General features: G+C 64.3%; 11 protein-coding genes. 5 read left to right on the forward strand and 6 right to left on the reverse strand.

What is annotated here, in order from left to right:
• The 3 genes from rpoD to B2Z70_RS12165 all read right to left on the reverse strand — a co-directional run.
• Positions 1–1,571 (reverse strand): RNA polymerase sigma factor RpoD (gene rpoD, locus B2Z70_RS12155; protein WP_292983574.1); only part of this gene is annotated, 1,571 nt, incomplete at its 3' end.
• A gap of 63 nt (positions 1,572–1,634) precedes the next feature.
• Positions 1,635–3,473 carry a DNA primase gene (dnaG, locus tag B2Z70_RS12160; protein ID WP_009803117.1) on the reverse strand — a complete coding sequence of 613 codons (1,839 nt, stop codon included), beginning with the start codon at positions 3,471–3,473 and terminating at the stop codon, positions 1,635–1,637.
• A 58-nt stretch (positions 3,474–3,531) separates the two neighbouring features.
• Positions 3,532–3,999, reverse strand: a complete 468-nt coding sequence (locus tag B2Z70_RS12165) for a GatB/YqeY domain-containing protein (protein WP_009803116.1) — start codon at positions 3,997–3,999, stop codon at positions 3,532–3,534.
• A gap of 206 nt (positions 4,000–4,205) precedes the next feature.
• Between B2Z70_RS12165 and carA the strand changes: the two genes are divergently transcribed.
• From carA to B2Z70_RS12185, 4 genes are all read left to right on the forward strand, one after another.
• Positions 4,206–5,381, forward strand: a complete 1,176-nt coding sequence (carA, locus tag B2Z70_RS12170) for a glutamine-hydrolyzing carbamoyl-phosphate synthase small subunit (protein ID WP_292983576.1) — start codon at positions 4,206–4,208, stop codon at positions 5,379–5,381.
• A gap of 62 nt (positions 5,382–5,443) precedes the next feature.
• Positions 5,444–7,006, forward strand: coding sequence for a peptide ABC transporter substrate-binding protein (locus tag B2Z70_RS12175; protein ID WP_292983578.1), 1,563 nt, complete (start codon positions 5,444–5,446; stop codon positions 7,004–7,006).
• Between the two features lie 233 nt (positions 7,007–7,239).
• Positions 7,240–7,806, forward strand: coding sequence for a hypothetical protein (locus B2Z70_RS12180; RefSeq protein WP_292983580.1), 567 nt, complete (start codon positions 7,240–7,242; stop codon positions 7,804–7,806).
• 3 nt (positions 7,807–7,809) lie between these two features.
• Positions 7,810–8,331 carry a hypothetical protein gene (locus B2Z70_RS12185; protein ID WP_292983582.1) on the forward strand — a complete coding sequence of 174 codons (522 nt, stop codon included), beginning with the start codon at positions 7,810–7,812 and terminating at the stop codon, positions 8,329–8,331.
• Positions 8,332–8,437: 106 nt separating this feature from the next.
• On the opposite strand, the gene B2Z70_RS12190 is transcribed toward B2Z70_RS12185, so the two are convergent.
• The 3 genes from B2Z70_RS12190 to B2Z70_RS12200 form a co-directional block, all read right to left on the reverse strand.
• Positions 8,438–8,656 carry a helix-turn-helix domain-containing protein gene (locus tag B2Z70_RS12190; protein WP_009803111.1) on the reverse strand — a complete coding sequence of 73 codons (219 nt, stop codon included), beginning with the start codon at positions 8,654–8,656 and terminating at the stop codon, positions 8,438–8,440.
• The gene (locus B2Z70_RS12195; RefSeq protein ID WP_292983584.1) at positions 8,653–9,213 is read right to left on the reverse strand and encodes a DUF2975 domain-containing protein; all 561 of its coding nucleotides are present in this window, start codon (positions 9,211–9,213) and stop codon (positions 8,653–8,655) included. Before B2Z70_RS12195 ends, B2Z70_RS12190 begins: the two co-directional genes overlap by 4 nt.
• 93 nt (positions 9,214–9,306) lie before the next feature.
• Complete coding sequence (locus tag B2Z70_RS12200; RefSeq protein ID WP_292983586.1) at positions 9,307–11,250, reverse strand: alpha/beta hydrolase family protein; 1,944 nt, start codon at positions 11,248–11,250, stop codon at positions 9,307–9,309.
• Positions 11,251–11,508: 258 nt separating this feature from the next.
• Between B2Z70_RS12200 and B2Z70_RS12205 the strand changes: the two genes are divergently transcribed.
• Positions 11,509–12,419: ATP-binding protein (locus B2Z70_RS12205; protein ID WP_292983588.1), on the forward strand; the 911-nt coding region annotated here is incomplete at its 3' end.

Here is a 12,419-nt window from a genome sequence, read left to right on the forward strand (position 1 = left end):
GTCTCGATCATGTGCACCGGAATACGGATGGTGCGCGCCTGGTCGGCGATCGAGCGGGTGATCGCCTGACGGATCCACCAGGTGGCGTAGGTGGAGAACTTGTAGCCGCGGCGATATTCGAACTTATCGACCGCCTTCATCAGGCCGATATTGCCTTCCTGGATCAGGTCGAGGAATTGCAGGCCGCGATTGGTGTATTTCTTGGCGATGGAGATCACCAGGCGCAGGTTGGCCTCCACCATCTCCTTCTTGGCCACGCGGGCTTCACGCGCGCCTTTCTGGACGGTGGCGACGATGCGCCGGTAATCGTCGATCGGCACGCCGGATTCCTGAGCCAGGGTCGCGATCTGCTCGCGCAGCTCGCCCGCCTCTTTCTCTTCGCGCTCGACAAACCGGCCCCACGCCTTGGACTTGCCGGCCATATCCTTGAGCCAGTTGGGATCAAGCTCGTGGCCCTGATAGGATTTGAGGAAGTCGGTGCGCGGCACGCCATGGGCTTCGGCCATGCGCAGCAGCTTGCCTTCCAGGCCCATCAGTTTCTTGTTGATGGCGTCGAGCTGTTCGACCAGCGCCTCGATCCGGGCGTTGTTCAGGTGCAGCGAATTCAGATTCGCCACGATCCGCTCGAACACGTCGTCATAGGCGGCCTGATCCTTGTCGCTCAGATGCTTGCCGGACAGACGCGAGGACACCAGACGGTCCTGAAGCTGGCGGAAGACGTCGAAATCGGTGGCGATGGCGTCGAGGGTCTCCATGACCCCGTCGCGCAGCTCGGCCTCCATGGCGGCGAGAGACATGTTCGCGCCGTCATCCTCGTCGTCGCCGTCCTCGTCGCTCTCACCCTCGGACTTCTCGCCATCCTCGCTGTCAGAGGACTCATCATCGGACTTGGCCTCGGCGTCATCCGCCTTCGCCTCGTCGCCTTCGCCCTCTTCCTCATCGTCAGAGACCGCGGTGGCGTCTTCACGCACGCCGCCATAGGTGGCGTCGAGGTCGATGATGTCGCGCAGAAGGACCTGGCCTTCCTGCAGCTCGTCGCGCCAGACCATGATGGCTTCAAAGGTCAGCGGGCTTTCGCACAGCCCGCGGATCATCGCGTTGCGGCCGGCCTCGATGCGCTTGGCGATGGCGATCTCGCCTTCGCGCGAGAGCAATTCGACCGAGCCCATCTCGCGCAGATACATGCGCACCGGGTCGTCGGTGCGGTCCTGCGCAGACGTGGTGTTCTGGCCCGCGGCGACTTCGCTCTTGGCCTTCTTGGCGACGGCCGTGGACTTTTCTTCGTCCTCGTCGTCCTCCTCGTCGTCAGAGCTGGAGGCCTCGTTGTCCACATCCTCTTCGGAATCCACGACCGTGATCCCCATCTCGGAGAGCTGGGCGAGAATGTCCTCGATCTGCTCGGAGCTGAATTCCTCGCTCGGCAGGACCTTGTTCAGCTCGTCATGGGTGACGTAACCGCGCTTCTTGGCGGTCTTGATCATCGCTTTGACGGTCTGATCGGTCAGATCGAGCAGCGGCCCGTCCTGATTTTCAGAGGTCGCTTCGGCGTTTTCAGCGGCGGCTTTGCTCATTCGGTGATCGTGCTCCCGGAGGATTTCATGGCTGCGCGCACATAAGGGCGGCGAGGTGGCGCGCTAGCGCTGTCGGCCCCGTCGTTCGGCGACGAGGTAATTCTTGAGAGCGTCGGAATCGCCCTCTTCAAAGAAATCGGCGTGTCGTGGTCGGTCCTGAGTGTCTTGCGCAACTCTTTCCATATAAGAAGCCGAAAGCCTGCGCCAAGCCTCTAGCCGGCTGTCGGCATCCGCCTCACTCCCCCCGAGACTGGCGCGCATGGGCGACCTGTCCACGGCCAAACGTGTCAATTGGGGCGCGAAACCCCGTCGTGACAACGCATCGCGCAGTCCGCCGACAGGCAGAGGCTCCCCAGAGAAACACGCGTCTAGAATCGCGTCCCTAAGGCTGTCAAGCGTCCCGAAGGACATTTGCAGCAAAGTCTCGGCCTCCGCTTCGGCGATTTCGGGGTATTCGATCACCGCCAGCAGCAATTGTCGAGCGCTCGCGGGCGGGGGTTTCTGCTTGCGCTGCGCGACCAGCTCCGCCGTTGGCGGCTGCAGCGCATTGAACCGTCGCCCGGCGGCGCGACCGCCATACCCGCCGCGCTGCCCCTCGGCGCGGAAGCCGGCCTGCGGCGCACGCCCGAACAGGGTCTCGATGCGCTGGTCGAACTCGGCGCGATATTCCGCCTTGATGTCGGGATCCTTGATCCTGGCCACCAGCGCCTTGATGCGCTTGCGGAATCCCGCCCGGCGATCCGGATCATCAAGCGGTTCGAGCTCAACCTCGCGCCGCCACAGCACATCAATGAGAGGTCTGGCGTCGGCGATGGCGTCCTTGAGCGCTTGCGCGCCCTGTTCTCGAAGCAGGTCATCGGGATCCTGCCCGTCCGGCAGAAAGACAAAGCGCAAGGTCCGGCCCGGCTCGAGAAGCTCCAGCGCCCGCTCGGCCGCCAGGGCCGCGGCGCGCGTGCCGGCCGCGTCTCCATCCAGGCACACCACCGGCTCAGGCCCCGCACGCCACAACAGACGCAGCTGGTTCTCGGTCAGGGCCGTGCCCAGCGGCGCGACCGCCTGGCCCAACCCGGCGCGGGCGAAGGCGATGACGTCCATATAGCCTTCCGCCACGATCAGCCCCCTGGCCTTGACCTTGGGATCGTGGGCGAAGGCGCGCGCTTCGGGATAGCGATAGAGCAGAGACCCCTTGTGGAAGAGCTCGGTCTCGGGCGAGTTGAGATATTTCGCCCGCACCTCCTTGCTCATCGCCCGGCCGCCAAAGGCCACCAGACGATCGCGCGCATCCTTGATCGGGAACATCACCCGGCCGCGAAAGCGGTCATAGGGCTCGCCGCCATCCTCGGGCAGGATCGACAGCCCGGCCTCCGACAGCTCCTGAGCTGTCGCACCCTTCTGGATCAGGGCGCGGGTCAGGCCACGGCGATTGTCCGGCGCGAAACCGAGGCCAAAGCGCTCCATGTCGGATCGGCTCAGGCCGCGACGTTCGAGATAGATCCGCGCCTCTTCGCCCTCGGGCGCAAACAGCGACCGGGCGAAATAGTCCTGGGCCAGCGCAATCCAGTCCAGCAGCGTCTTGCGGCGCTCTTCCTGCTTGGGGTCGCGCTGCTCCATGCGCGGAACCTCAAGCCCGGCTTCCTGAGCCAGGGCCTCGATCGCTTCCATGAAGCTCAGCCCTTGGGTCTTTTGAAGCCAGGTGAAGATGTCGCCATGCTCCTGGCTGGCGAAGCAATGGTAGAAGCCCTTCTCGTCATTGACGAAAAACGAGGGCGTGCGCTCTTTCTTGAACGGGGAGAGGCCCACGAATTCCCGGCCCTGACGCTTGAGCGCCACCGTTCGCCCGATCAGCTCGGATGGGCGGATGCGCGCCTTGATCTCGTCTTTGAACCCGTCAGGAATCGCCACGTGCTGAACATCCTCCAGCCCGACAGCTTACGCTCAGGCAGGCCAAGGCGCTAGGAGCCTAGGCCTGACCCTGCAGCAGAGTTTTGACTTCCTTGCCCGCCTTGGCGAAATCCATGCGGCCGGTGTAGCGCTCTTTCAGCGCCGCCATGCAACGGCCCATGTCCTTCAGGCCGCCTGCATCCAGCTCGGTCACAACCGTTTTGGCGGCTTCAGCGATCTCGGCAGGCTTCATCGGCTCGGGCAGATAGGAGCGGACGATCTCCGCTTCGGCGCGCTCGCGTTCGGCCAGGTCCAGACGCCCCGCCTTTTCATACGTGTCCGCGCTTTCTTCGCGCTGCTTGAGCAGCTTTTGCAAGATCGCCTGGATCTCGTTCACGCAACAACCTTCGCAGCGGTCTTCCGCGCGCGCAGCGATGTCGCGATCCTTGATGGCGGCCTGGATGAGGCGCAGCGTAGAGACGCGCGTGTCATCCTTGGCGCGCATGGCGTCTTTAAGATCAGAGAGGATGCGGTCGCGAAGCGACATGGGAGCACCTATTTGCGGCGGCGCTGCAGATAAGCGCCAAGCCATTGTTTTTACAGTTCTTTGCAGCTCGGGCTTTTGCTTGACCCAGACCAGCTGCTCGCCTACTTTCCGCGCGTTTAACCGCCCGCCGCTGGAGCCCAGCTCGCGGCCCCGCGCGTGTCAGGAGGCGAGCACCTATGCCGGAAGCGATCAAGAATCAAGAGCCGATGCAATCAACTTCTTCTGGCGCACAACCCGATTGGGCCACGGCTGCGCTGGTTCTGTCAGACGGAACAGTGTTTTACGGCAAAGGCGCGGGCGCGACCGGCAGCGCCGTCGCCGAGCTTTGCTTCAACACCGCGATGACCGGGCACCAGGAAATCCTCGCCGATCCCTCCTATGCGGGCCAGATCGTGTGCTTCACCTTCCCCCATGTGGGCAATGTGGGCACCAATGCCGAGGACGAGGAAGCCTCCAGCGCCATCGCCCGCAAGGCCGCTGTCGGCATGGTCAGCCGCGAGGACATCACCCCGCCCGCCAGCTGGAGGGCCGAGACCAGCTTTGACGAATGGCTGGCCGCCCGCGGCGTGATCGCCATTACCGGCGTGGATACCCGCGCGATCACGCGCCGCATCCGCGAGACCGGCATGCCCATGGCGACCATCGCTCATGCCCGGGACGGCAAGCTCGATATCGAGGCGCTGAAGACCCTGGCCAAGGACGCGCCCTCCATGGAAGGGGCGGAGCTTGCGGGCGCTGTGGCCTGTGACGCCGCCAATGACTGGACGGATGGCGACTGGGGCTGGTCGGAAGGCTTCGCCAAAGGCCCTGAAGACGGCCCTCTGGTGGTGGTGCTCGACTATGGCGTGAAGGCGAACATCCTGCGTCGTCTTGTCTCCGCCGGCGCGCGCGTCCAGGTCGTGCCGGGCAAGGCCAGCAAGGACGATGTGCTCAAGCTCAACCCGGCGGGCGTGCTGGTCTCCAATGGTCCGGGCGACCCCGCCGCGACGGGCCAGTATGCGCTCGACACCATCCGAGGCGTGATTGATGCCGGCGTGCCGGTGCTGGGCATTTGCCTGGGCCATCAGATGCTGGCGCTCGCGCTGGGCGCCAAGACCGCCAAGATGGTTCAGGGTCACCATGGCGCGAACCACCCGGTGAAGAATCTCGAGACCGGCCAGGTCGAGATCGTGTCGATGAACCACGGCTTTGCTGTGGATCGCGACAGCCTGCCCGAAGGCGCGATCGAAACCCATGTGTCGCTGTTTGACGGCACCAATTGCGGCTTCAAGCTGACCGACAAGCCGGTCTGGGCGGTCCAGCACCACCCCGAAGCCAGCCCGGGCCCGCAAGACAGCTTCAAGGTCTTTGAACGCTTCGTCAGCGCCCTGAAAACGGCCTAAGCCGCTAGCGGCGCAGTCAGACGCAATGCTACCCTTCCCGTAATCAGTCGCGGGAGGGGAGCATGGCGGGTCTGACCCGACGCCAGACACTGGCGAGTGGCATGGCGGGCGCAGCCGCCCTGGCCGCAGCAGGGTGTTCGGGTCGCACCGGCGCGCCGGACGGCTTTTTGCGCGTCGCCATCGAGACCGAGCCGGACAGCCTTGATCCGCTGCGCGGCCAGTTCGCTTCCGCCGCTCTGCTTTACAAGCAGTTGCATGCGCCGTTGACGGAATACGCCCCGTCAGGCGGGCTGGCTCCTGGCCTGGCCCTGACCTGGCGCAGCGAAGACGCCCGCAGCTGGACTTTCACGCTGAGGCCTGACCTTGTCTGGTCTGACGGCGCGCCCCTGACCGCTGAGGACGTGGTCTGGACGGCGCAGCGCGCAGTGGACCCCACCACAGGCTTTGCAGATCTGGGCGACTTCTTCGCCGTCATCGGGGCGCGCGAAGCGCTGGCGGGCGAACGCGATCCTGAGAGCATCGCCGTCACAGCGCCAGACCCGCGCACCGTAGTGTTCGAGCTGGACCGTCCGGTGGGCAATTTCCCGGTGCTTATGCGCGAATTCTACCCGCTGCCGCGTCATGCCGTTGAGGCCCATCCTGAAGACTGGACGCGACCCGAGCACTGGGTCTCCGCCGGCCCCTACATTCTGGCTGGTCATGAAGCCATGTCGCTTCAGCTGCGCAAGAACCCCAACTTTCCTGCTGCAGACAGCGTCAGCATTGATGCAATCGCCGTGGACGTTGTGGACACGCCCGCTGCCCGCGCCCGGCGCTTTCGGGCGGGCGATTACGACCTCGCCGAGCGCCCGCCCACCGACCAGATCGGCTTTCTGCGCGACACCGTGGGCGATCAGCTGCAGGCCTATCCCGCGCCAATCCTGTCCTATCTGAAACTCAATTGCGCCCAGCCCTATCTGGCCGACCCGCGGGTCCGGCGCGCGCTCAGCCTGGGGCTCGACCGGGACTTTCTGAACACGCACTTCTTCAATGGCGAAGCGAGAACCACCGACCGCGTCATCCCCCGCCATGGCGAGGAACGGCGGGAGCCGCGGCATGATCCCGAAGCGGCGCGCGCCCTGCTGGCCGAGGCGGGCTTCTCCGAAGCGTCTCCATTACGGTTGACGGTTCGCGCCAGCGCCGGCGACCGGGACCGGCTGGCGATCGCCATTCTGGATGACTGGGCGCGTATCGGCGTGCAAGGTGACTTGCTGGCGAGCTATCCGCTCGATCTCTATCAGGCGGTGGATGCGGGCGAATTCGACATTGCGCTCGCCCGGTTTGACCGGGGGCTGAAAAGTGATCCCGACTTCATGCTCCAACCCTTCAGCCGGGACGGCTTCGCCGACAACACCAACTGGACCGGCCCGGAGCGCGACCGGTTTGACGCCATCATGGCGGACGCCTTCGCCGTGATCGACAGCGAGGCGCGTGCGGAGCACTTTCGACAGGCTGAAGCGGTGTTTCTCGAGGCCATGCCCAATATTCCGCTTCTGCATGAGCGCGCCTACTGGCTGGTCTCGGACCGCACCCGCACATCCGCAGACATCCAGCCCCAGCTCTGGCGCGACCTGTCCCTGCGCTAGACGAAGACCGGCACGACGGTTGCATTTCCGGCAATGAATCCCCTCGCGCCTGCACTCTGATGAGAGGCGCGGGACCTCGATCAGGCCCTGTCTGACAAGGTCGGACACGCGAACGCAAAGCCGTTCGGCCGCTCTCTCCGGGACGGCGACACAGGCGGAAGAATCTGCCGCTCAGCACATTTTGATAGGCAAGGCCTGCCCCCATTCGGCAGCCCGCATATCGGGAGACCCTGATGAGCGCCAGCGCAATCACCGGCCCGTCTTGGACGCCATGGGACAGCAAGCACGCCAAGGGCGCCGCCCTGGGCGAAATGTCCCTGCCCAACCCTACCAAGTCGGCCGAGGAAGCTCGCAAGACCGAAGAGGCGTCCGCCGCGGCGGAACTGTCCCAGAAAGAGCGGGCCGGCAAACTCAATGAGAGCCTGTCCGCACAGCTTTTCGCCGCGCTCCTCGATCAACAGAATTTCGCCCAGGCGAACCCCAATGGCGACACCAGCACAGAGGATGCGCCCGCCAATGGCGCAACCAGCGTGAAGGGCGGCAGCGCCAATCTGACCGAGGCCGACGCCGCCACCGGCGGCGCAACCGGGGAGACCGCCGAGCAGGCGGACGAGAACGACTCAAAGCGGGGCGTCACCGTCCAGCAATCGGCCTCGGCCCATGTGATCGGCGCGCAGACAAGCTCAGCATACGCTCTTGATGAAAGCGCCTTGTCTCCCGCTTTGCTGGCCCAGCTGGAAGGCGCACGCAACCCGCAAGCCGCCTCGGCCCGTCTCGCCCGCTTCTTCTCCTACAGCTAGACCATGAACCGCGACTACGCCCTGACGCTCTGGCGCGCCGACCTTGTCCGCTTCGGGCTGGAGGACCGCCAGCTCCAGACCGGCAAAGCCGTGATCGCCCATCATGCCGGTTGGCTCAGGCGCTATCACGGGCTGGAGCATCTGGCCTTCCTGTTCCAGGAAATCGAGGCGCATGCGGACCGGATCAAGGATCTGCCGCGCCTGACCTATGCCGCCTGGTTTCATGACGCGATATACAAGAGCTGGCGCAAGGACAATGAGGCCCGCAGCGCGGGCTGGGCGCAGAGCGCGCTCGTCGAAATGGGGGCTGATGCTGAGCTCGCCTGGCGGGTGCACATGCTGATCCTTGCGACCGCGATCATGCCGGCGGCGGTCACGATGCCGACGATGCGCTGTTTCTGGATATGGATTGCGCGATTCTGGGCGCGTCCGCTGAACAGTATGACCGCTATGTCAGACAGGTCCGGCAGGAGCATGTCTGGGCGCCCGGAGGCGCGTTCCGCAAGGGACGGCTGGCCTTTGTGAGCGCTCAGCTCGACCGCCCGGCGATCTTTCATACTGAGCCCTATCGCCAGCGTTTCGAAGCGCAGGCCCGCGCCAATCTGGAGCGTGAACGCGCGGCGCTGTCGCGCTAGTCCTCGTCGCGCACCAGAACCAGCAGATCCCCCGGCTCACAATCGAGCACCTCGCACAGGGCAAGCAGCGTGGAGAAGCGCATGCCCTTGATCTTGCCGGTCTTGATCTGGGAGAGCGCGACTTCGGAGACCCCGATCCGTTCCGCCAGCGCCTTGGACGTCATGCGTCTCTTGCTCAGCATCACGTCCAGACGCACCTCGATGCGTGCGCTCATATAAAGGTGTCCAGCTCATCCTGCTGGGCGCAGGCGCGATCGAGAAGATGGGCCACGCTGACAAAGACCAGCGCCACGAACAGGGTGGTCAGGTCATCCGAACCCAGTTCAAGCTGGAGCTGTCCGCCCTCGCCCGGCGCGCACCAGGAGAGGAAGGCGCTCAGCGCCGCGCCCTGAAGCGGGGCCAGCACCGCCAGCGCAGCGATTGACCAGGCGAACACCTTGAACCCCGACAGCGCGCGCCTTGAAAAGGTTCGGCCATGCGAGGTGTGGCGGAAGAAGCTGCGCAGGTTCAACAGCGCATAGCTGGTCACCAGCACGACGGGCAGGCAGATCGCCAGCGCGCCCAGCCGGATGGGAAGCTCCAGCCAGGACAGGTCCTGTGCGCCGCTGGCGTTGAGGATGAGGCTCTCGATGAAAGCCGGCGTCAGCAACCAGCTCACCGTCTGAAACAGCGGCGCCAGGGCGGCCCCGGCGAGGCAGACCCACGCCAGGAAGGTGGCCAGCCCCGACCCTTTGCCGGTTTGTTCTGGCGCTGAACGCGATAGCTCGGACATGGGGCCCTCGAGGATAAAGTCAGACTTTATCCTCTTAGCGCCTGGAATTGTGCGGGTGCAAGACGCTTGTCAGAACGCTGCACCCGCACGCGTCTAGCGGAGCGTCTCGTCAAACAGGGCCAGAGACCGGGTCAGCAGGACCTGGCGTGACGCGCCCAGATGCAGGAAATGGTTCTCTCCTTCGAGCTCGACATAGTCCAGCGACTGATCGCGGGACATGTTCCGCCGCAATGCTTCGGAGGCCTCCAGCGGGACAACCGCATCATCATCGCCGTGCATGAGCAGCACCGGGGCCGTCAAGCGAGCGGCGTTTCGGGCGATCGAAATCCGGGACGCTTCATCGCGGTCGAACACGATGTCGCCGATGTATTGCTCCCAGAAGTCATAGGCGAAGACGCTGCCGCCAAAACTGCGCGCCTCGGCCAGAAGGTCGACCGGATCCGTCACGGGCGCGACCGCGACCACGCAGGCGACCTCCTGCGGGGCCATGATCGCAGCTCTCAGCGCTGCGTAACCGCCATAGGACGCCCCTGCGACGCAGAATGGGTCGGGTCGGGCGAGGCCCGCCGCCTGAAGCGCGCGGCCGCCATCAAGCACATCTTCGACCATCCGGTCGCCGAACTCGCCATAACCGGCTTGCTGGAACTCGACGCCATAGCCGGTGGAGCCGCGGAAATTGGGTTGCAGGACCAGATAGCCCTCAGAGGCATAGGCCTGTGACCACCAGTCAAAGTCCAGATCATCCCGGCTGGCCGGACCGCCATGGGGCAGCACGATGAGCGGCAGCGGGCCATCCGCTTCGGTCCAGCCCGGCGGCGTGGTCAGCACCCCTTCCAGCTGGAGCCCGTCCGACGCCTCATAAGCGTAAAAGCGCCGTTGCGGGAGGTCGGCTTCGGACAGGTTGGGATAGCCCTCGGCCACGATCGCAACACTGCCCGCTGACCGCTCATAGAGATAATAGGTTTGCGGACGCCCCGGCTCGGACAGGGTCAGCAGCAGCATGTTCCGGTCCGGCGTGAAGGATTCGATGATGACAGGCGCCCCCAGCGCATTGCCGAGCGCCCTGGCGTCATTGCGCAATCCCTCATCAAACAGATGTTGCGCCTTCAGCCCGTCGCGCTCGCCGGAGAACCCCACCAACCGCTTGTCCTGATCCCAGATGGGTCGGGAGACAATATCGAGCTCGATTTCGCCGAGCATGGAGATCTCGCCTGTGCTTCGGTCGATCCGGCGATAGCCGCCGCGCTCACTCGGGAAGATGGCGAGGAACGCGTTCTCTCCGATGAAGCCCAGAATAGAGGGCGCATCACTGAGATGGGTGCGCGAGTAGATCACATCGCCGTTTCGCCCCGGTTCGCGAATTTCATACAGGCTGGAGCTTTCCTCGAAATGGATTTCCGCGACCACCTCGCCCTGCGCGTCCACGACACGGCCCATGATCTCCGAGCGATCCAGACGGTCGGTGTCTCCCGAGGCGAGGTCGACTTCATAAAGAAGGCTTTCAAAGCCCGAGGCGGAGGCATAGCGCGACCCCGTCTGGGCCTGTGAATCGCGATAATAGTTCATCTCCATGATGACCGTGTGCGGATCATCAATGTTCAGCGAGACGATATTGGTCGTATTGGTGCTGCCGCGCAGGTCTGGCGCCAGGAGGGCGACTTCGCCGCTCGCGACATCCAGGGACAATGTGCGCGAGACCTGGAAACGGCGAATGCCGTTGCCAGTATTCATCGTGTTGTACGAAGACAGGCTGAGCAGAAGAAAGTCGTCAGACGCAAAAGAGGCGCTGTCCAGCCACGCGCCTTCCGGCGCGGGAATGATATGAGCCAGGGCATTGGCCTGGAGGTCATAGACGCAGGCAGCGACACGAGATCGCTGCGTGCAGTGCGTGGCCAGCCAGCGGCCATTGGGCGACAGACGCGGATGGGCGTCCAGCGGCGTCGACGCGAAATCAGCGATCGATTGCGCCTGGACGCTTGCCGCGCCCGACATCAGGGCCAGCCCGGAAAGGACGGCCGTTAGAACCAGGTTTTTCATTGATATTCTCCCCCTCATGACGACCAACTTTTCGCGCCGGGGGCGATTTTTCAAGTCCTTTTCTCCCCTTTTCCCCAAATGCAGGCCTGACAGACCGAGGTGTGGGAAACACGGCATTCAGGTCTCGCCAAGCGACGCATTAGGGTCTAAGGACGGGTTTCAGCGTACATCATCAGCGCCGCACGCCGCCTCCGCCCGCAAAGGGCACGTCCGAGGCTGCGTTTTCGCGCGCGCGTGCAAAACTCGAAGAGGCCGGCCATGCCCAAGCGCACAGACATCCAGTCCATTCTGATCATCGGCGCTGGACCTATCGTGATCGGTCAGGCCTGCGAGTTCGACTATTCCGGCGTTCAGGCTGTCAAGGCGCTGAAGGAAGAGGGCTACCGGGTCATCCTGGTGAACTCCAACCCCGCCACCATCATGACCGATCCGGACCTTGCCGACGCCACCTATGTCGAGCCGATCACCCCGGAAATGGTCGCCAAGGTGATCGAGAAGGAACGCCCCGACGCCCTTCTGCCCACCATGGGCGGGCAGACCGCGCTCAACTGCGCGCTGGAGCTCGACAAGCGCGGCGTGCTCGACCTCTTCAATGTGGAGATGATCGGCGCGAAAGCGGACGTCATCGACAAGGCGGAGAACCGCGAGCGCTTCCGCAACGCCATGGATTCCATCGGCCTTGAAAGCCCCAAATCGCGCACCGTGCACACCATGGCCGAAGCCGAGGTCGTGCTTGAGGAGCTGGGCCTGCCGGCCGTGATCCGCCCCTCCTTCACCATGGGCGGCACCGGCGGCGGCATCGCCTATAACGTGGAAGAGTTCCGCGAGATCGTCACTTCGGGCCTGTACAATTCCCCGGTCACAGAAGTGCTGATCGAGGAAAGCGTTCTGGGCTGGAAAGAGTACGAGATGGAAGTGGTTCGCGACAAAGCGGACAACTGCATCATCATCTGCTCGATCGAAAACATCGACCCGATGGGCGTGCATACGGGCGATTCCATCACCGTCGCCCCGGCCCTGACCCTGACCGACAAGGAATACCAGCGCATGCGCTCGGCCTCGATCGCCGTGCTGCGCGAGATCGGTGTGGAGACCGGCGGCTCGAACGTCCAGTTCGCCGTGAACCCCGCTGATGGCCGCATGGTCGTCATCGAGATGAACCCGCGCGT

It is taken from the genome of Oceanicaulis sp. UBA6590, from assembly GCF_002433705.1.
Lineage (GTDB): Bacteria > Pseudomonadota > Alphaproteobacteria > Caulobacterales > Maricaulaceae > Oceanicaulis.